The organism is Sphingobacteriaceae bacterium (genome assembly GCA_016715905.1).
Classification (GTDB): domain Bacteria; phylum Bacteroidota; class Bacteroidia; order B-17B0; family Aurantibacillaceae; genus Aurantibacillus.
The window spans coordinates 14048-35771 of record JADJXI010000004.1 but is presented as its reverse complement, the minus strand read 5'-3'; the positions used below and the strand labels follow the sequence as shown (position 1 = coordinate 35771).

Genomic DNA, 21724 nt, shown 5'->3' with positions numbered 1-21724 from the left:
GCGCGCGCTGAATAAATGTGCTTTTTTAATGTACTTCAGCCATGGCTAAATATCTTTCAGCATCCAAAGCACCCATGCAACCTGTACCGGCAGCAGTTACAGCCTGGCGATAAACTTTATCAGCACAGTCGCCCACTGCAAAAACTCCTTCTATATTGGTTTTAGTTGTTCCCGGCTTTACTTGAATATATCCCATCTCGTCAAGGTTTAATTGGCCTTTAAATACTTCAGTATTTGGTTTATGTCCAATAGCCACAAAAAAGCCCTTAACATCTAACTTTCGGTCTTCACCTGTCTTTTTATTAGTAACAATAGCTCCTTCAACTAATTCTTGTCCCAAAATTTCTTTTGTTTCCGAGTTCCATAAAATTTCGATATTGGATGTATTTTTCACTCGATGTTGCATTGCTTTACTTGCCTTCATTTCATCCCGTCTAACAATCATATACACTTTTTTGCAAAGTTTAGCCAAGTAAGTTGCTTCTTCAGCAGCAGTATCACCGCCTCCTACTATAGCCACATCTTGCCCTTTAAAAAAGAAACCGTCGCAAACTGCACATGCACTTACTCCACCTGCATTGGTGCGCAATCTGTATTCAGAATCAAGACCTAACCACTTTGCACTTGCGCCTGTAGAAATAATAACAGCATCGGCTGTGATCTCAATAGTATCATCTACCCATGCACGTTTAGGATTCGATTTTAAATCCACTTTTGTAACCATACCAAAACGAACCTGCGTACCAAAACGTTCGGCTTGTGATTTTAAATCTTCCATTAAAACCGGACCCGTAACACCTTTAGGATATCCCGGGAAATTATCTACTTCTGTAGTTTCCGTTAATTGACCACCCGGAGTTAAGCCGGTATACATAACCGGTTTTAAATCTGCACGAGCAGCATAAATTGCGGCCGTATAACCGGCAGGCCCTGATCCGATAATTAAACAAGTTACATGTTCTGCGTTCGCCATATTCATCTTCTTTGTTGCAAATTTAACAGAAGCACTCAAATAAGCCTATAAAGTAATTCACATTTTTAAACATTTTGTGAATTGTTTTTTAGAAATGTACTTTGCTTATATTTACAATGAAATGAAGACTTTCGATGAAGATAACTTTAAGATGCACGTTCATGAAAATGCATTGGTGGAATTTCTCATCAAAAAAGACTGTCGCTTAACGGAAAATGACATCTGGCTTTCCAGAAATTTATCAATGAATTATTTACCCGGTAAAAAATTTTTTGTACTGACAGAAGCAGAAGGCGCTTTTAACCCTACTCCGGGAGCAAGATCGGCCGGGGCCTCCAAAGAATACAGTAAACATGTATCGGCCTTAGCTTTATGCAGTAATCAAACCGTTCTAAAAATTTTAGGAAATTTATTTGTTCAGATTAATAAACCGGCCGTTAAAACCAAATTTTTTGACGATCGAGACAAGGCATTAACCTGGCTAAACCAACAAATGCAAGTTAACATATAATGAGAAAAGGTTTAATTTTATTATTGTTACTATTTACATTGATTCAGCAGGGCCAAAACTACGATTTACATTGGCTGAAAGAAATGAACAATGGAAATAATACCGGATTAGATCAAGGCATGAAAGGAGTTTCATTTTCCGTCTATCCGGTTATGCCGGTAACCTGTATTAGCATTTGGGCGCACGGACATTTTTCAAATAATAAAGAATTAAAAAGTGAGGCTTACAAAAGCGCATTAAGCATAGGATTAGCATTGGGTTTAACTACAGGACTAAAATATGCAATAAACAGAACCAGACCATACACTGAATTTCCAAATGAAATCATACAGAGAGAGGAAACCGGTCCCTATTCTTTTCCAAGCGGACATACCACCGGAGCCTTTTCAACTGCAACGGCACTGAGTTTAACTTATAAAAAATGGTATGTAAGCGTACCTGCCTATTTATATGCCGGAATGATGGGTTATTCACGCATGCGCTTAGGTGTGCATTATCCAAGCGATGTTTTAGGTGGCGCGATTATCGGCATAGGATCGGGAATATTGATTTGGCAAATTGATAAAAAGATTAAAAAGAAAAAAGAAAAGAAAATTTCTGCAGCCGTTGAATAAGAATGAAATAGTTAATCTGTTTTATTCATTATTTAAAAAATCTATTATGTTTTTATAAATAAATTCCAATTCTTCGCGGTTTATGACGTAAGGAGGGAGAACATAAAAAACATTTCCAAGTGGTCGTAAAATAACACCCCTTTCTATAAAATAATCGCTAATCTTATCAGCTGCTGCATTTAAATAGTGAGATTTTTCCTGAGTATTCAATTCTAATGCCAAAATAGTACCCATTACTCGCACATCTATAAGCTTTTTATGTGGGGAAATTCGATTTTTAAATTCCGTATGCATGCGGTGGATTAAATTTATCTTTTCCCACGTTGCTTCATTTTCCATTAATTCCATTCCCGCAATAGCAGCCGCACATGCTAATGGATTAGCCGTATAACTATGTCCATGGAAAAAAGTTTTAGTTTTATCATCCTGAACATAGGCCTGAAAAATTTTATCAGCGCAGGATGTTACTCCCAGAGGCATATATCCGGCGGTTAAGCCTTTACTCAAACAAAGAATGTCTGGTTTGTTCACTAAATAATCGCTAGCTAAAAACTTTCCTGTTCTTCCAAAGCCGGTCATCACCTCATCTGCAATCGTTAAAATATCCATTTCATTACATAAGGATATGATTTGGTCTAAATATTCAGCTTCATACATTCTCATACCTGCCGCGCCTTGCACCAAAGGTTCAAAAATAAATCCGGCTACTTTATTTGATTTCGAAATAAGTTTCACACTTGCTTTAATTTCTTCAATATTAGCTTGAGAAGGAAGTGGCAAATGCACTACATCAAAAAGTAACTTATCAAATGCCTGATTAAAGACATTTCGGGCACCAACACTCATACTACCAAAAGTATCACCATGATAGGCGCCATCAAATGCCAAAAAAATTGTTTTGGCTTTATTGTTGTTGTTCCAATACTGCAATACCATTTTAATAGCCACTTCCACCGCAGTAGATCCGTTATCTGAATAAAATATTTTTGATTGATTAGCAGGAAGAAATTGCAATAGCTTTTCCGCTAACATTATTGCAGGTTCATGCGTGAAACCGGAAAAAAGTAAATGCTCGATTTTAGAAAGCTGATCGACAATTTTTTTATTGATATGTGGATTATTATGTCCATGTAAATTTACCCACCATGAACTGATTGCATCTAAATACTTTTTATCTTGCTCATCATATAAATAAACTCCTTCACCCTTAATAATAACAATATTATCTTCTCGATCCTTTTGATGAGTAAAAGGATGCCAAATGTTTTTTTTATCTTTTTCGCTTAAATTCAATTAAATTGCTTTTTGATTAGACCTGCAAAATTTCCAATCACCTCTTCATTGATTTGTTCAACCTTTGGTAACTCAATTAACTTTGGGATTTCCGCGTAATTAATAATTGCTTTTTTAACTTCAGGATGAAAATTTCCGTTTAATACCAAAGTCGTTAAATTAAAATCGTTCTTTAATAAAAAATCTATGCTCAATAAAGAATGATTAATACATCCCAAATAATCGCCGCAAACTAAAACCACTTCTGCATCAAAATCAGCAGCTAAATCAATCACATAATTATGCTCATTCAACGGAACCAACAATCCCCCTGCGCCCTCAATGATTAAGCTATTTTGTGTATTTGGAAGAATAAACTGATCGGAACTTAATTTTTTAGCTTCCAGTAGGGCGGCTAAATGTGGCGAAGCCGGTTCATTAAAAACAAAAGTTTCTGGATGAAAAACAGAAACCTGATTTTTCACAAACTGTTTTACCCGACTTGAATCGCTGCCTCCTTCCAAACCACATTGTACGGGTTTCCAATAATCAGCCTTAAGTGCTTCGGTGAATGCAGCGGCCACAACAGTTTTACCCACACCTGTTCCTATTCCTGTTATAAAGTACTTATTCAACTCTGTTCTTTTTTAAAACCGAAACCAGCTTATCCATTTCTTCTTTGGTATTAAACGAATGTATACAAATACGCAAACGTTCGGTACCTTCTTTTACAGTGGGACTCTTTATAGCCTTGGTATAAATACCTTCGGTTGCTAATTTAGTTTCCAATTGCTCCGCCTTTTTATTTGAACCGGTAATCAGGCAACGTATAGCGCTTTGATTTTTAATTACAAATAAATCCGCTGAAATAGAATTAAAGTAATTAATATTTTCCTGTAGTTTCACTTGATCTTTATTGGAAGATATTAAATTGTAAGCGACATCAATGGTTCTTAATGAATGCGCCGGTAAGGCAGTGGTGTAAATAAATGAGCGGGCAAAATTAATGAGGTATTTTTTTAAATCCTGATTACAAACAATTGCTGCACCATGACATCCCATGGCTTTACCATAAGTATAAAGTCGCGCAAAACACTGGTTGGCTATTACCGGTTCAGCACATAATCCTCTTCCTTGTTCACCAAAAACTCCAATGGCGTGCGCTTCATCAACAATCAAATAAACGTTTTTGAATAAATTACTTAATTCGATAAGTTCCTTTATGGGAGCTAAATCACCATCCATTGAATAAACACTTTCAACGGCAATAAAAATATTGTACGCGGTATCTTTATTTCGTAAAATCAATTCCTTCACTTCCTGCACATCATTGTGTTTAAACTTATAACGGTTTGCATAACTCAGTCTAATTCCGTCATGAATAGAAGCATGAATCAATTCATCATACAAAACCACATCATTTTTTTGCGGTACGGAAGAAAATAAAGCCAGATTTGCATCGTACCCTGAATTAAAAATAAGAGCGGCTTCCGATTGATGATAAGCCGCAATTTTAGCTTCCAACTTTTCGGCAAACAAAGAATTGCCGCTAATTAGACGTGAACCAGTAGATCCGGATTTTATATCCTGATCGGGATATTGTACTAGTGCATTTTTTAATTTTCCGGTTACCGAAAAACCCAAATAATCGTTACTGCAAAAATCAATAGGAGGAAAATCTGTTTTTAATTCACGGAGTAAGCCTTTATGTTCCCGTTCCGATAACATACTCATTAAATGAAAGGGCAAATCCTTCCTCATAATGACTATGCGTTTTGCACCTCGGGTTTACCGTTAAATGCCTTTTTGGGAGTTAATCCTAATATAGAAAACATTTCCATATCCTGATTATAGGCCGGATTTGGTGTGGTTAATAATTTATCTCCTGCAAAAATGGAATTGGCGCCTGCTAAAAAACATAAGGCCTGGCCTTCCATGCTCATTTCTAATCTACCTGCACTCAATCGAACAGCTGAGTTCGGAAGTACAATTCTTGCCGTTGCAATCATTCTAACCATATCCCAAACCGGAACAGGTTTTTGATTTTCGAGCGGCGTACCATCAACCGGCACTAATGCATTAATAGGAACACTTTCGGGCTGCGGATTTAGTAAACTTAAAGTATATAACATACCTATTCTATCCGCTACGCTCTCTCCCATTCCAATAATTCCTCCCGAACAAACGGTTAATCCGGCTTTACGCACATTTTTAAGTGTTCCAATTCTATCTTCAAAAGTTCGGGTAGAAATAATATTTTCATAATTCTCTTCCGAGGTATCAATATTATGATTGTATGCATATAAGCCGGCTTCGGCTAATTTTCTGGCCTGATCTTCTGTTACCATACCCAAAGTAGCACAAACTTCCATACCTTTTGCATTAATGGTTTTCACCATATCCAGCACTTTTTCAAAATCTTTATTATCTCTTACTTCGCGCCAAGCAGCCCCTAAACACATACGGCTTGCCCCTCCTTTTTTAGCATTATCTGCGCATACACTAACCTCTTCAACACCCATCAACTTATGTACTTTTACCTCGGTATTATAACGCGCAGCCTGAGGGCAATAGGCGCAATCTTCGGGGCAACCTCCTGTTTTTACAGATATCAGGGAACTAATTTGAACTTCACCTGTTTTGTGGTGTTTTTTATGCACCTCCGCGGCTTTGGTAATCAATTCCAGCAAAGGCGTGTTGTAAATCTCCAATATTTGTTCCTTAGTAAGTTCCTGATTCATGATTTAGTGTGCTAAAGAAACAAATTTAAGCATAATGAAACACTATCAAAAAAAAATAAAGCCAAAGAATTGAATATGATACCGATGCCCAAGCTAAAGATGGTAAAATAATTTTGCAGATTAGGTCAAAAACCGTATATTTGATGCCTTATTTAAAAAGAAGAAACATGTATTTATCATCACAAGTAAAGAAAGACATTTTTAAGAAATACGCAGGAACGGAGAAAAACACCGGAAGTTCAGAGGCTCAGGTTGCGCTTTTTACACATCGTATTGATCATTTAACAAGTCATTTGAAGAACAATAAAAAAGATTTTGGTACACAACGTGCATTATTAAATTTAGTAGGTAAGCGCCGTGCGTTATTGGATTATTTAAAGAAAACTGATTTAGAGCGTTACCGTTCTATCATCAAAACTTTGGATATCCGTAAATAATCCCTAAACACAAAGGGAAAAGATATAGTAAGAGGGGGCATTTCGAATTACAGTTCGAAATGCCTTTTTTATTAAGAGAATAAATTATATAATATAAACCGTTTCGGAAAGGCCGGAACACAAAACAAAACAAATGTCACAAATAGGAACAACACACAGTTTTGATCTCGGAGACGGGAGAACTGTAAGCCTGGAAACAGGAAAATTAGCAAAACAAGCCGATGGATCAGTAGTATTAAAAATAGGAGATACTATGATTTTAGCTACCATTGTAAGTAACAAAGACGCAAAAGAAGGAGTTGATTTTTTACCATTAACCGTAGATTATCAAGAAAAATACGCTTCTGCAGGACGTTTTCCGGGAGGATTTTTCAGAAGAGAAGCCAAATTATCAGATTATGAAGTTTTAATTTCACGTATTGTTGATCGCGCCATGCGACCACTTTTTCCCGAAGATTATCATGCTGATACGCAATTAATGCTTTCATTGATTTCAAGTGATCGTGAAACCATGCCTGATGCTTTAGTTGGGTTAGCGGCTTCTGCCGCTGTTGCCGTTTCAGATATACCGTTTAACGGACCAATAAGCGAAGTTCGCGTGGGTAAAATAAATGGGAAACTTTGTCTTAACCCAGGTAAGTCAGAATTAGTGAATAGTACAATTGATATGATTGTAGCTGCAAGTGCTAACGATATATTAATGGTTGAAGGCGAGATGAGTGAAGTTAGCGAAGCTGAAATGCTGGAAGCTATTCAGTTTGCACATACCGCCATTAAAGGTCATATCAAAGGAATTCAGGAATTTGCCGTGAAAGCAGGTCTTAAACCGAAAAGAGAATATTGTCATGAGGTTAATGATGAAGAATTAAAAGCAAAAGTGCATAAAGATACTTACGAGAAAGTTTATGCTGTTGCTAAAAAATTACAAGCCAATAAAAATAATCGCAAGGAAGATTTTAAAGCTGTATTGGAAGAATACAAAAAAACATTTACAGCAGAAGAATTAGCTGAAAAAGAAGGTTTAATTAATAAATATTATCACCATGTTGAATACGATGCGGTAAGGAGATTAGCCTTGGATGAAAAAGTAAGATTGGACGGCCGAAAAACCACAGATATCCGTCCGATTTGGGCTGAAGTAAATTACTTACCTTCTCCACACGGAAGTGCAGTATTTACCAGAGGAGAAACTCAATCATTAACTACGGTTACTTTAGGTACACCTAAAGATGCCATGAAAATTGATGGCGCTTTTTATGATGGTGAAGAAAGATTTATTTTACATTACAATTTCCCCGGGTTTAGCACCGGTGAAGCAAAACCAAATAGAGGGCCAGGGCGTAGAGAAGTTGGTCATGGAAATTTAGCTAACCGTGCTTTGAAAAAAGTAGTACCAACTGATACCGGATACAGCATTCGTATTGTAAGTGATATTTTAGAAAGTAATGGTTCATCGAGTATGGCAACCGTTTGTGCCGGAACATTAGCTATGATGGATGCAGGTATACAAATTAAAAAACCTGTAGCCGGTATTGCCATGGGATTAATTACGGATGATAAAGGTAATTATGCAATCTTATCTGATATTTTAGGAGATGAAGATCACTTAGGTGACATGGACTTTAAAGTTTGTGGCACAAAAGATGGTATTACAGCCGTACAAATGGATTTAAAAGTAAACGGATTACCTTATGAGGTAATGGCTAAAGCAATGGAACAAGCCAAACAAGGTCGTTTACATATTATGAATGAAATGCTAAAAGCCCTAGATCAACCAAGAGCAGATTATAAACCACACGCACCACGATTTGAAAAAATGGTAATTCCCGGTGAGTTTATTGGCGCAGTAATTGGTCCGGGTGGTAAAGTAATTCAGGAAATGCAAAAATCCACCAATACTACAATTATTATTACTGAAGAAGGTAAAACCGGCATTGTGGAAGTGTTTGGAACCAATAAGGATGAAGTAACAGCAGCCATGAATAAGATTAGAGGTATTGTTGCTATTCCGGAAGTAGGTACTATTTATGATGCCAAAGTAAAATCAATTATGCCTTATGGTGCATTTGTTGAAATACTACCGGGTAAAGATGGATTACTTCACATCAGCGAATATGATTGGAAGCGTGTTGACTCCTTTGAAGGTTTACTAAAAGAAGGAGATATCGTAAAAGTGCAGTACGTTGGTGATGATCCAAAAACTAAAAAAATAAAACTGAGTAGAAAAATTTTACTCCCTAAACCCGAAGAGGCAAAAAAGGATTAAAATAATTCATAGAATTAAAAACCCGACTAACACTCGGGTTTTTTTGTGATTTAGATTAAAGACTACTAATTTTCATATAATTTATTCAAAATATTAGCTACTCTTTTTTCGCTTGGAATCTGGGCCATTTGTATTCTACGCGCGTAGTGTATAGAATCCAGAATTTCTTTTTGCTTTTCTTCTACCAAATGCTTTTGACTTTCCACCACAAGCTTTTGATTTTCAATGATTGTTTTTTGTTTTTGTGTAACCTTAAATCGGTTGAACATAAAGCCTGCAAAGATCATTACTAATCCCAACCCTCCAAATAAAGCGTACTGCTGATTTTTCTTAGCTTTTATTTCTGCACTTTGTTTGGCTAGTTCTGCATTCTTCACTTCACGCTCTTTTGCATGTGCTACAGAATCTGCAGCTGCTTGTTTTTCATATTCGTATTTGAGTTGAGATTTTATTGAAGCCTTTCGAGTGGATTCATTATTCATGCTATCGCGCATTTGAATGTAAATTTCGAAATACGTCAATGCATTTTTTGCATTTCCTTTTACTAAATTTATTTTATATAACTGCCTTGATGCGCTGCAAATTTTTTCGGGATATCCTATTTTTTTTGCAAGTAGAAATCCTTTATAGGTAAGACTCTCAGCAAGTAAATAATCCTTTCTTTTCATAAGAATTTCAGCTATTTTCAAGTAACACTGAGTCATTCCAGATTTATCATCAATCTTTTCACGAATAGAAAGACTATTTTTGTAAAACTTGTCCGATAACTCAAAGTTCCCTAAATTATAGTAAGAAACGCCCAAATTATAAAGCGCGAATGAAATTCTTCTTTGATCATTTAACGATTCGTAAATTTTTAATGCCTCTTTCTGAAAATAAATGGCTGAATCGGTAATATTTCTAAAATTATATAAACCTGCTAAATTATTGTAACAATCTGCTATTCCAAAAAAATCATTAGCCTGTTTCCTTATCATTAAACTTTTGGTGTAATACTCAAATGCGGCTTCAAAATCATTTTGTGATTGATAAAGGTTGCCCAAGTTACTTAAACATAATGAAATTCCTTTTTTATCATTCAATAACTCATATTCTTTTAGTGCGGCTTGATAATACTCAATTGATTTAGCAATATTACCAATGCTCTGATATAAAAATCCGATATTGTTTAAATTCAATGCACATCCGGATTTGTTTTTTGTTTGCTTTGTAATTGCTAGTGCTCTTTCATAAGCAATTAAAGCATCATGAATATTTCCCTTTGTTTGTAACAACCACGCAATGTTACCTAAAGAAATCCCCTGGTCTTCAAGGGCACCTTCCTTTTCTTGAATTGCCAATGCCATAGAATAATTAGATAATGCTTTTTCATAATTTCCTTCCAATTGAAATGTAAAACCTAAGTTAATTAATGATTCATCTATTTTGTCATTTTCGTCAATATCCTTGCGAACTTCATAACTCTTTTGATAATATTCTCTTGCCAGGTTAACATTACCATTATTTTGTTCAATATATCCAACATTATTAAGGGCACTGGCATAAACAGAAGAAATAGATTTGTAAATTCTTTCTTTTTTGTTGTATTTTTTCAATGAATTTTCTGCATGTTTTATAGCTTCTCGCCAAAAAAAACAAGCTGTATCAGGGTGTTCATTATATTGAAGATCACCGAGCATAAGCAATGTGTTTATTTTAACAGTATCATGAGTATTGTTAAACAACAGCATTTTTAGAGAATCGACCGATTTACTCAATTGGATTTCAGAAACATTTTGTGCGGCAGAAACAAATAGAGAATAAACTAAAACAGTTATTAATAGTTTGCGATTCACAATATAAATCTAATAGAAAAAATTATCCTTTCAAATACATTAATATCAAGTCTCCTTATAAAAATACGCTCAACTCTGAATTTTTCCCTGAGTTTATTTTATACTACAAAATATAGCAAGACTCTGCCACTTTTTCAATTATCTTTACTTTGTGAATCCTAATTTAGATCCTTCAGAAGAAAATCTTAATCCTACAGAACGGGAAGTGGAAAAAGCATTACGTCCTAAACTTTTTGATGAGTTTAGCGGACAGGATTCAGTAGTTGATAATTTGCGGGTATTTGTGGCGGCGGCCAAAAAAAGAGATGAAGCACTTGATCATGTTTTGTTACATGGACCTCCGGGTTTAGGTAAAACTACCTTGGCTCATATTATTGCAAACGATCTTGGTGTTAATTTAAAAGTAACTAGCGGCCCCGTTTTAGATAAACCCGGTGATTTAGCAGGCATGTTAACCAACTTAGAACCCTTTGATGTTTTATTTATTGATGAAATTCACCGATTGAGTCCCATTGTAGAAGAATACCTCTACTCTGCCATGGAGGATTATAAAATAGATATCATGATTGATAGCGGACCTAACGCAAGAACGGTTCAAATCAAATTAAATCCGTTTACTTTAGTTGGAGCTACAACAAGAAGCGGACTTCTCACCTCTCCACTCCGAGCCAGATTCGGAATAAACAGTCGTTTAAATTATTACAATTCTAAAATATTAACCGGTATTGTGGAGCGTAGTGCTGAAATATTAAATATTGGTATTGATGAAACCGCATCATTTGAAATTGCAAGAAGAAGTCGCGGTACACCACGAATAGCAAATTCTTTATTAAGACGGGTAAGGGATTTTGCGCAAATAAAAGGTAATGGGAGTATTGACTTAGAAATTGCCACCTATGCATTAAAAGCCTTGAATGTAGATAAAAATGGATTAGATGAAATGGATCTTAGAATCTTAAATTGCATCATTGATAAATTTAAAGGCGGTCCGGTCGGAATAAACAACATTAGTTCTGCCGTTGGTGAAGAATCCGGAACTATCGAGGAAGTATATGAACCTTTTTTAGTGCAGGAAGGTTATTTACATCGCACTCCAAGAGGCCGCGAAGCCACAGAGCTTGCATATAAACATTTAGGTAAAAACCCATTTGGAAAAAACGGAGGTTTATTTGAATTCTGAAATTATTTTTTCTGTATACAGGTTTAATGAACTTGACTCCGAAACACTTTATAAATTATTGCAGTTAAGAAGTGAAATTTTTGTGGTTGAACAAAATTGCGCATATCAGGATATGGATGATAAAGATTTAAATGCGCTGCATGTATTAGGTTTTTTAAATAACAAACTAATTGCATACGCTCGTATTCTTGCTCCCGGGCTTTCTTATCCCGAAGCTGCCATTGGTCGCGTCGTAGTTTCAAAATCAGTCAGAGGAAAGAATTTTGGAAAATTACTCATGCAAAAAAGTATGGATACCACTTTGCAAAAATTTAAAGTAAATGAAATTGTGATTTCCGCGCAAAAATATTTAGAAAGGTTTTACTCCGATCTGCAATTCAAACCTGAAGGAATTGAATATCTTGAGGATAACATCCCACATATACAAATGCGATATAAAAAAATATCGTAAAAATTGGCATTCTCATCTGAAATTATATCTTTGTATAGGATAATTTAATTGCTAGGGTTTATTCTTAAGCATTTAAACAATTCGCATTTTATTTTACTTTTTAATTACATTTTATCATGAAAAAAATCACATTACTTTTTATTTTCTCTTGTTTCTTTAATCCATTTTATTTCTCACAAAATTTACAATGGGCCAAACAATTCGGAAGTTTAAATAATGTTAGCGCTAAAGCTAATGCCGTAAATTCAAATGGAGACGTTTACATCACAGGTTATTTTGAAGGAACCGTGGATTTAGATCCGGGACCCGGTACGTTAACCATCACCTCAGCAGGTATGTCCGATTTTTTTGTTGTGAAATTAAACAGCAGCGGAAATTTAGTTTGGGGATTCAGCATTGGAAATTTCGGAAATGATGTGGCTTATTCCATTGCACAAGACGGAAATGGAAATATTTACTTAGGAGGAAGCTTTTCGGGCGTAGTTGATTTTGATCAAGGTCCCGCTACTACCACACTGGATGCGGGCACCGGATTAAGTGGCTTTGTAGCCAAATATAGTTCCTCCGGTAATTTTGTTTGGGCAGGAAATTTCATTTCTTCCGTTTCATCAGTTGTTTATGACTTAAGCTGCGATCCTTTGGGAAATGTGGTTTGTACAGGTATCCATAACGGCACAACTGACTTTGATCCTAGCCCGGGCACTACCAACATTGCTTCTAACGGTTTGCAGGATGCATTTATTTGCAGTTTAACCACCTCAGGTAATTTAAATTGGGTTTCCGGATACGGAGATAGTGGAAATGATGAGGGTATTGCTATTTCAACTGATAATAATGGGAATGTATACACTACCGGTTCCTTTGCGGGAACAGTGGATTTTGATCCAAGTCCCGGCACAGCCACACTTACATCATTTGGTGGCTTAGATGCTTACATTTTAAAATTTGATCAGTTAGGGAATTTTTTATTTTCAGAACAAATAGGTGGCACTAGTGATGATATCGCCAAAAATATAAGTTTGGATAATACAGGTAATATATTAAGTACCGGTATTTTTTCAGGCATAATTGATATGGATCCGAGTCCCTCCACATTCACACTTTCCGGAGTCGCCTTTAATGTTTATGTTTCTAAACTAGATAATATGGGCAATTTTGCCTGGGGGCAAATGCTAAGTTCATCTGCACCAATCCTTGCCAATAGCATAGCCAGCGATGCCACAGATTTTGTTTATCTCACAGGCTCATTTTCTGCATTAACTGATTTTGATGCCGGAGTGGGTACTTTCAACATCAATCCGAGTGGAACTAATTTATTTATTTCAAAAGTTGACGGCAATGGTAATTTTACTAGCGCCAATTCTGTGGTTGGTAGTAACAACAGTGTTGGAAATGCGCTTTTAATTGATAATAACTACAATGTTCATCTAGCCGGTGAATTCAGTAACTCTCCTGATTTTGATTTCAGCCCGGGAAATGCCATTCTAACTTCAAGCGGAAGTATTGATGCATTTGCGGCTAAATATTGTCAAGTGCCGGTAAAACCCAGTTCAATAAGTGGCAATACTGTTGCTTGCTCAGGTGATACTTTAATATTCTCTACACCTTTAGTTGTAGGAGCTACTTCTTATAGTTTTAATCTGCCCCTTGGTTGGACATCAACACAAACGCTTAATGCAATTAGTGCAATTGTTAGTTCGCCCGGTGGTACTATGAGTGTAGTTGCCAATAACGCCTGTGGCATTTCACCTGCAGAAAACTATACTGTACAAGTAAATGCTCTACCAAGCTTAACCATTGGCTCTACTTCAACCTTATTATGTTTAGGACAATCTGCCGTTATCGTTTCTTCGGGCGCCTCTACTTATACTTGGAATACCGGCGCCAATACAGCAAGTATTCAGGTAACGCCTACGGTAACCACTGTTTATACCTTAAATGCCAGCGGCGTTACTGGCTGTTCAATTTCCGCGCAGTTCACACAGTCTGTTGTTATTTGTAATGGAATATCAACTTTAAAATTGGATTCTGAAAAATTAATCATTTACCCAAATCCAAATAATGGAAACTTTAGCCTAATAACACATTCTGAAGAATTCGTTAAATTGAAAATCTTCAATCTTAATGGCTCGGTTGTTTATGAAAGTTCGGATGAAGTTACTTTGAAAAATATGCAATTGAATTTACCTGAAGGGCTTTATCTGATTGAATATTATTCTCAACACAAAATAATGCGTAAAAAGTTTACTATTCTTAAATAACAAACAAGCAAACATGAATCTTTTGAGAGATAAATTCGTTCAGGAAATTGAAAGTGGTGTACTTTATGGTGACCATAGTTTATTAAGCAGAAGATTAATGGATTTAAGTGAAGAGTTTGAGCTGGACGAGGAGAGTAAAAATAAAATTTTTGATATTCGGAAAAATTATCTGACCATAGAATTAGGAGAACAGAGTGAAAAAACTAAATCCGACATTAACCATCATGCAAATGAAATTCTTAATCAATTTAAATCCGGGTCCTTCACGCAGAAACAAGGACACAGAACTGAAGAAGCAATTTTAAATGCCGAATCCATCTCTAAGCAATTTACACAAGGAAGAAATCCTTTTTATTTACAACCCATAGACTTAACCTTAAAATCAGGAGAAATAACCGGCGTTGTAGGCGAAAACGGTAATGGAAAAACTACATTACTTAGAATTTTAGCCGGAGAACTAAGTACGGATTCAGGAAAAATTGATTTTCCAAAATTAAATGTGAATGCTAACGATTGGTATGCGATCAAAAATAAAATAGCTTTTATTCCCCAACGCATTCCTAAATGGCAAGGCACACTATTAGATAATTTGCGGTTTTTCGCCACCATTCACAACATAAAAGGCAAGGCCAATGATGAAAGAATCGATTATATTTTATATCGTTTGGGCTTAGATAAATACAGAGATTTAAAATGGTCGGAGATTTCAAGTGGATACCGTTTAAGGTTCGAATTGGCTAAAATGTTATTATGGAAACCCGAATTATTAATTCTTGATGAACCCTTGTCTAATTTAGATATAAATGCCCAACAGTTGTTTCTTCAGGACTTAAAATTTTTTACGCTTTCAGAAGCGCATCCCATGAGCATTATTTTAAGTTCGCAAAATTTGCACGAAATTGAAAAAATTGCCGATAATATTATTTTCATCAGACAAGGCGTAACTATTTACAACGGGCCTCAAAAATTATTTGCCCTGGAAAGAAGTCACAATAGTTTTGAAATTTCAGGCAATTTTAATTTAGAACAACTCACCGCCTGCTTTAAGGATTTACCGAATATTAATGTTGAAAATGCCGGCACTTCCTATATCATCAGCACAGGAACAGATATTACAATTTACTTTCTTACGGAGATACTGCATAAAAATAAAATTGAATTGAACTATATCCGTAATATAAGTCAGAGTACCCGTAAATTATTTCATAAAGATATTTAATCATGTTTCAAAATATTACACCGGGTTTTTTAAAAAAGTTAAATGATAAATTATTGATTAATTATCCGGTATTGTGGATAAGTAAAATACACCTTGCAGTTTGGCATATTGTTTTGTTGATGTTATGTTCTGCATTGTTTGGATTGGCATTACCCATTGATATTAGAATAGATATTCAGCATGAATTATGGTACTTTTTATTAACGGTACTGGCTATTATAATCATGTGTTTTTGGATTTACCGTTATGCTATTTTCAATAAAGAAAAGAATTTTGGAAATTATAAATGGACTGATGAATATCTGAACTTTAGCCTGGTTTTCACTATTATTTTACTTATTTTATTAATCCCTGTACCCTTTGAGCTCATACAAAACGCACGTGTTTCTTCCATGTTTGAAAAAGAAGAAATCATTCGCGATTTAAATACATTAAATGAGAATGAACCCTATCTGGCTAATTCTTCTTACACTTATTTTGAGTGGTACGATTCAACCAATACCGTTCAATATGTGAATTTGAAAAAATTAAATCCCAATGGTACTGCCTATTTTGTCCCTTATTTCATCAAATGGGATTCTTTAAATTTTCCGGAAATCAAAACGGCTCATCAATTAATAAAAGCTTATAAACCCATTTACGATAAAAGCATTTTATTATCCAAAATTAATGCGTTTGTGGCAGTAGCCAATAAGTATAAAGTAAAAATGGATCTTACAGCCGAGGAAATGGCGAACCGGTATTTGGAATTGATAAAGAAAAATAAAGTACAAGCTAACGAGATGAATTATTACGGAAGCTATCAATACGAATTACTTACTGTTTTTACTAATTTATATGAAGCTAAATACAACAGACTATTCATTTTCACTGCTGATTACCGTTGGACAATTTTTTATTTCACCCTAAGTATTACTTCATTTTTATTGCTTTTTAAAATGACCAAATGGCGTCAGTTTTTATTAACAATAATCATTTTACTGCTGTACCCTTTAATTACTTTCATTCTATTTGAGTTACTATCTTTTGGTGGTTATTTTAAACGTGGTAATCTATTTACTATTGGATTATTGTTACTGTTTTTATTTTCAGCAATCACCTGTTTTTATTACTGGAAACAAAAGCAGGTTTACAAACCATTTTACAATTTATTCAATCAAATCACCTATGTGAGTATTATTTATATTTTCCTGCTGGTGCTTTCCTTTATACACGATAACACAAACATTTTTCATAATCATGATTATTACAACAATGCATTAAATTATAAAATGGTTGAAGCATCGGAAATACCTACTGTGCATAATACAGACAGTTACTTTCAATCCTATTTAGATTCCTATTGGAGAGAAGAATACGATAGATGGATGAGCATCATGAAATACAGTGGTATAATTATATTTATTTCCTTCCTACCAATATTTAAAAAATTATTTGTAAAACAACTTTCCTTACCGAGTAAAACTTAAAAACTATATCTTTACAGCTTTAAATTAGCCGTGTTTCACTTTCTTTTACGTACAATCCCCCGCCCTATTCTGATTTCTCTGAGTTTAATATTCAGTAAAATTGCACCATTTATTTATTACGGTAAGCGATATGAAGACCCCATATCGGGCAAAACCTATAGAAAATTTTTGCCCTACGGATACGGAGGCAGAGCAAAACGGAAAAACGTTTTATGTCCGGGTAGTCTTTCTTTAGAACGACACAGACTATTGTGGCTTTATTTAAAAGATAAAACCAATTTTTTCACTGCCAAACATAAAGTGCTTCATATTGCACCGGAACAATGCTTTTATAAGATCTTCCGGAAAATGGAAAATCTGGATTACACTACCGGCGATTATAATAGCCCTATTGCCGATATACATTTTGATTTACATAGTGCACCTTTTAAAGATAATACCTTTGATGTTATTTTTTGTAATCATGTACTTGAACACGTGAATGACGCGAATCAATGTATGCGCGAGTTATATAGAATTATGAGGCCCGGGGGTTGGGGTATTTTTCAGGTCCCGCTAGACGCAACACGGGAAACTACGTTGGAAGATAAAAACATTATTACTGAAGCAGATCGCGAAAAGCATTATTGGCAAAAAGACCATTTACGCTTGTTTGGGTTGGATTATAAAGATAAATTGACCCAGGCCGGTTTTCAAGTTATTGTAGATGATTATGTAAATACTTTGGGTGAAAAACTTATCGATCGCTACAGGTTACCCAAAGGTGAAATGATTTATTTTTGCAGAAAATAAAATGCATAAAATTCTTTTTGTTTGTTTAGGAAATATTTGTCGATCGCCGTTGGCGGAAGGTATAATGTTAGATCTAAAACAAAAGCATAATTTGAACATTCAGATTGATTCAGCCGGAACCTCATCATTTCATATAGGAGAAGCGCCTGACCCAAGAACAATTAAAAATGCCAAAAAAAACGGAGTCGACTTATCGCAATTGGTAGCCAGGCAATTTGTTGAAAGTGATTTTGATGAATTTGATTTTATATTCGCAATGGATCAAAGCAATTTAACAAATATAGCTGATCTAATGAACAATAAGATTAATAAGGCCCAAATAGCTTTATTAACAGATTTACTGCACGATAATAGCGCTCAAAAAGTACCGGATCCATACTATGGCACAGCACAAGACTTTGAAGCTGTATTTCAATTGGTGTTGAGATGTTGTGAAATCTTAACAGAAAGAATAAAAAACAAGAGGCCTCTTATTCACCAAAAGTCTTTTTGATTCGACTATTTTAATTAACTTGCTTGCTCAAATTTTATGTTAAAACGAATAGCTTATTTTATTCTTAAGCAAAGATTGCCGTTAATCATTACAATTGGATTGATTACAATTTTTATGGGCTATTTCGCTACTAAAATTGAGCAAGATTATCACTTTGCTAAACTTTTACCCGATGACGACACAACAAGTATAGAATATGAATTCTTTAAAAAGAAATTTGGATTAGACGGTACCATACTAGTTGTTGGAGTTGAAAGTGAAAAATTAAAATCGCTTTCTAATTATAATGCCTGGGCTAAATTAGGAAATGATATAAAGGCATTGAATGGGATTAAAACGGTTGTTTCTATTGCTCGTATCAACGATTTATTATTAAACGATTCTCTGGGCAAATTTGAATTTATTCCGCTTTCAGGAAATCAACCCAAAAATCAGAAAGAGTTAGATGCTTATTTAAGAAACGTAAAAGAATTACCTTTTTACGATGGCATTGTATATAATCAAAAAACAAACTCATCGTTAATGGCGATTACTTTCAATGAAAAAATATTAAACACCAAGAACAGAATCGATATAGTTGATGACATTAAAAAACAAATAAATTCTTTCAACGAATCTACTGAAGTTGACACCCATTCTTCAGGTTTACCATTTATCAGAACCACAGTAATGCGTAAAATCAGAAATGAAATGGTTTTCTTTTTGATTGCAGCTTTGGTGGTTACAGCCATTTTATTATTTATCTTTTTCCGGTCTGCATTTCCTGTAGTCTTTTCTTTAATCATCATCATGGTGGGCGTTGTAACCGCAATGGGTACCATCGTATTGTTCGGATATAAACTATCCGTTTTATCCGGATTAATTCCGCCATTAATTATTGTGATAGGAGTGCCAAACTGTATTTTGGTTCTTAATAAATACCACACAGAAATCGCCTTGGGAAAAACCCAGGCTAAAGCGCTACATTTAGCTATTCAAAGAGCAAGCGCCTCTTTATTTTTCGCTAATATCACTACCTCCATTGGATTCGCCGTTTTTTGCACTATTCAAAATCGTGTTTTGTATGAATTTGGTATGGTGGCAGCCATTAATGTAATGGCCACATTTATTTATTCAGTGGTATTAGTTCCGGCTATTTTCAGTTATCTGTCTCCACCAAATGCCAAACATTTGCGTCACCTCGACGGCGAAAGATTAACGCTGGTATTAGATAAAGTGGCCTACATTACAAAATATCACCGCAAATCAATTTATGTTACAGTAACAATCATAAGCATTTTAAGCATAGTAGGCCTGTTAAAAATAAAAGCATTTGGATATGTTGTAGATGACATACCTAAAACAGATATTTTAATTCAGGATCTAAAATATTTTGAAAACAAATTTGGCGGAGTTTTACCTTTTGAAATTTTAATTGATACCAAAAAAGATAAAGGCGTATTTAGTGATAATGCCAGATGTTTGTACAAAATCCATAGAGCTCAAAAATTAATTTCTCAATACGATGAATTTTCGAGGCCGGTTTCGATAGCCGAAGGTGCTAAATTCCTCTATCAAAGTTACAAAGGCGGAGAACCTAAATTTTACAAATTACCCTCCATCACCGAATTAAAAACTATTGCGGAATATATCAAAGAAGAAAAAGAAAAAAAGAACCAGCTTTCCTCCTTTTTAGATAGCTCTCAGCGTTACACTCGAATTAGTGTGCAAATAGCGGATTGCGGCTCAACCCGTGTAAAAGAAATATCAGAAAATTTAAAACCCAGGTTAGATACCGTTTTCAATTACAACGAAGATGAAAAGGAATGGGAAGCGAAAGAAAATCAGTATCATGTTAGCTTAACCGGTTTTTGCATTGTGTTTCTTAAAGGAAATGAGTTTTTAGTAAACAACTTAATTCAAAGTGTAGGCCTGGCCATCATTTTAATCGCAGCTTTTATGGTCACATTATTTACTAGTCTACGAATGATTATCATTGCTACCATACCTAGTTTAGTGGCCCTAATAATTACTGCCGGGTTAATGGGGTATTTAAATATTTATTTAAAACCAAGTACCATTTTGGTTTTCAGTATAGCGTTTGGTATAAGCAGCGACGGTACATTATACTTTTTAACCAAATACCGGCATGAAATAAAGAAAAATAAATTAAGCATTGGCGAAGCCGTAAGACTTACCATCAGCGAAACCGGCATTAGTATGGTATACACGGCAATTGTTTTATTTTTTGGATTTGGCATGTTTGCTTTGTCAGGTTTTGGCGGAACACAAGCCCTGGGCCTACTAATTTCTTTTACATTAATTGTTGCTTATTGCGCAAACCTTGTTCTTCTTCCGGCCTTTTTACTTTCTTTGGAAAAAAGATTAACCGACAAAAAATTCATCAATAGCGAAGGTATAATTGTGGATACCGAATCTATGGTGGAAGAAAAGGATGATGAACAGGATACCATATCGTAGTTATCCGATTTTAATATTTTTTATTATCCTGCTTAACGGAATTTGTTTTTCCCAAAACGAAGCGAGGCTAAAAATTATAGATTCCTTAAAAACAAAACTCGAATCTGACTCTAACTACATTTACAGATTTCGAAAATTCAGGTTACATTTAAAATACTCTGAACGTAATTCTTTAGGAAATCCGCATATCGTAAATTTTTTCGGACCACAACTGGGAGTGCTAATAAACGAAAAACATGTTTTTGCATTAGGCTATTATTTTTCTACACCAAAAACACGTGCCGGTTACCGTAATTTTGTTGATGGAATAGAAACGAAGGAATATATTAACATACAATACGCAACTTTCTATTATCAATATGTACTTATCAATAAAAGGTATTTTGAGTTTCAATTTCCGTTTGAATTAGGCACAGGAATGTATAAAGAACGTAATATCGATAAAAACCTGGTGAATATTAAAAATGTCCAGGCCAGAGCTTATATTGCAACAGCCGGTTTTTCATTTATAGGGAAACCGCTCAGTTGGCTTGGCGTGGTTACTTCGGTAGGCCTTCGGCAAAGTAATATATCCGTTATTGATGGATTTTATTACTTGTTTGGCATTCGTTTTTCACTCGGTTATTTTAGAAATGATATTAATTACTACCTTATTAAAAAGAAAAAATACAGAACCGCAATAAAGTCGCTCGGCACAATTGAAAATTAATAATATCCCATTAATTTTTTATCTTTGTCGCTTTAATTTAA

General features: G+C 34.9%; 19 protein-coding genes. 13 read left to right on the top strand and 6 right to left on the bottom strand.

The features are described from left to right. Positions 1 to 25: 25 nt before the first annotated feature. Positions 26 to 973 carry a thioredoxin-disulfide reductase gene (trxB, locus tag IPM51_04435; protein MBK9283549.1) on the bottom strand — a complete coding sequence of 316 codons (948 nt, stop codon included), beginning with the start codon at positions 971 to 973 and terminating at the stop codon, positions 26 to 28. Positions 974 to 1094: 121 nt separating this feature from the next. Between trxB and IPM51_04430 the strand changes: the two genes are divergently transcribed. Both IPM51_04430 and IPM51_04425 read left to right on the top strand, forming a co-directional pair. Beyond that, entirely contained in the window at positions 1095 to 1484 is a 390-nt protein-coding gene (locus IPM51_04430; protein ID MBK9283548.1) for a hypothetical protein, read from the top strand. Then, positions 1484 to 2098, top strand: coding sequence for a phosphatase PAP2 family protein (locus IPM51_04425; GenBank protein ID MBK9283547.1), 615 nt, complete (start codon positions 1484 to 1486; stop codon positions 2096 to 2098). Before IPM51_04430 ends, IPM51_04425 begins: the two co-directional genes overlap by 1 nt. Positions 2099 to 2119: 21 nt before the next feature. Here IPM51_04425 and bioA read toward each other — a convergent pair whose 3' ends face one another. The 4 genes from bioA to bioB are packed head-to-tail and all read right to left on the bottom strand — an operon-like array spanning position 2120 to position 6111. Then, entirely contained in the window at positions 2120 to 3391 is a 1272-nt protein-coding gene (bioA, locus tag IPM51_04420) for an adenosylmethionine--8-amino-7-oxononanoate transaminase (protein ID MBK9283546.1), read from the bottom strand. Then, complete coding sequence (gene bioD, locus IPM51_04415) at positions 3388 to 4005, bottom strand: dethiobiotin synthase (GenBank protein ID MBK9283545.1); 618 nt, start codon at positions 4003 to 4005, stop codon at positions 3388 to 3390. Before bioD ends, bioA begins: the two co-directional genes overlap by 4 nt. Then, the gene (locus IPM51_04410) at positions 3998 to 5131 is read right to left on the bottom strand and encodes a pyridoxal phosphate-dependent aminotransferase family protein (GenBank protein ID MBK9283544.1); all 1134 of its coding nucleotides are present in this window, start codon (positions 5129 to 5131) and stop codon (positions 3998 to 4000) included. Before IPM51_04410 ends, bioD begins: the two co-directional genes overlap by 8 nt. Positions 5132 to 5136: 5 nt before the next feature. Then, complete coding sequence (bioB, locus tag IPM51_04405; protein MBK9283543.1) at positions 5137 to 6111, bottom strand: biotin synthase BioB; 975 nt, start codon at positions 6109 to 6111, stop codon at positions 5137 to 5139. A gap of 167 nt (positions 6112 to 6278) precedes the next feature. Here bioB and rpsO point away from each other — a divergent pair, with 167 nt between their 5' ends. Together rpsO and pnp are read left to right on the top strand one after the other, a co-directional pair. Further along, complete coding sequence (gene rpsO, locus IPM51_04400; protein MBK9283542.1) at positions 6279 to 6548, top strand: 30S ribosomal protein S15; 270 nt, start codon at positions 6279 to 6281, stop codon at positions 6546 to 6548. A gap of 133 nt (positions 6549 to 6681) precedes the next feature. Beyond that, on the top strand, positions 6682 to 8814 hold the full coding sequence (gene pnp, locus IPM51_04395; GenBank protein ID MBK9283541.1) for a polyribonucleotide nucleotidyltransferase: 2133 nt from the start codon (positions 6682 to 6684) through the stop codon (positions 8812 to 8814). A 65-nt stretch (positions 8815 to 8879) separates the two neighbouring features. Here pnp and IPM51_04390 read toward each other — a convergent pair whose 3' ends face one another. Beyond that, entirely contained in the window at positions 8880 to 10493 is a 1614-nt protein-coding gene (locus tag IPM51_04390; GenBank protein ID MBK9283540.1) for a tetratricopeptide repeat protein, read from the bottom strand. Positions 10494 to 10800: 307 nt separating this feature from the next. Between IPM51_04390 and ruvB the strand changes: the two genes are divergently transcribed. The 9 genes from ruvB to IPM51_04345 all read left to right on the top strand — a co-directional run bounded on the left by ruvB (position 10801) and on the right by IPM51_04345 (position 21683). Continuing rightward, positions 10801 to 11829, top strand: a complete 1029-nt coding sequence (ruvB, locus tag IPM51_04385) for a Holliday junction branch migration DNA helicase RuvB (GenBank protein MBK9283539.1) — start codon at positions 10801 to 10803, stop codon at positions 11827 to 11829. 1 nt (position 11830) lies between these two features. Then, the gene (locus tag IPM51_04380; protein MBK9283538.1) at positions 11831 to 12280 is read left to right on the top strand and encodes a GNAT family N-acetyltransferase; all 450 of its coding nucleotides are present in this window, start codon (positions 11831 to 11833) and stop codon (positions 12278 to 12280) included. Between the two features lie 116 nt (positions 12281 to 12396). Then, positions 12397 to 14541: a T9SS type A sorting domain-containing protein gene (locus tag IPM51_04375; protein MBK9283537.1), complete on the top strand. Its 2145-nt coding sequence runs from the start codon at positions 12397 to 12399 to the stop codon at positions 14539 to 14541. Positions 14542 to 14554: 13 nt separating this feature from the next. After that, complete coding sequence (locus IPM51_04370) at positions 14555 to 15760, top strand: ABC transporter ATP-binding protein (GenBank protein ID MBK9283536.1); 1206 nt, start codon at positions 14555 to 14557, stop codon at positions 15758 to 15760. Positions 15761 to 15762: 2 nt separating this feature from the next. Further along, positions 15763 to 17229: a hypothetical protein gene (locus tag IPM51_04365; protein ID MBK9283535.1), complete on the top strand. Its 1467-nt coding sequence runs from the start codon at positions 15763 to 15765 to the stop codon at positions 17227 to 17229. 30 nt (positions 17230 to 17259) lie between these two features. Further along, entirely contained in the window at positions 17260 to 18021 is a 762-nt protein-coding gene (locus tag IPM51_04360; protein ID MBK9283534.1) for a methyltransferase domain-containing protein, read from the top strand. A gap of 1 nt (position 18022) precedes the next feature. Further along, complete coding sequence (locus IPM51_04355; protein MBK9283533.1) at positions 18023 to 18514, top strand: low molecular weight phosphotyrosine protein phosphatase; 492 nt, start codon at positions 18023 to 18025, stop codon at positions 18512 to 18514. Positions 18515 to 18550: 36 nt separating this feature from the next. Beyond that, complete coding sequence (locus IPM51_04350; GenBank protein ID MBK9283532.1) at positions 18551 to 20974, top strand: MMPL family transporter; 2424 nt, start codon at positions 18551 to 18553, stop codon at positions 20972 to 20974. Further along, on the top strand, positions 20952 to 21683 hold the full coding sequence (locus IPM51_04345; GenBank protein MBK9283531.1) for a hypothetical protein: 732 nt from the start codon (positions 20952 to 20954) through the stop codon (positions 21681 to 21683). Before IPM51_04350 ends, IPM51_04345 begins: the two co-directional genes overlap by 23 nt. Positions 21684 to 21724 lie beyond the last annotated feature (41 nt).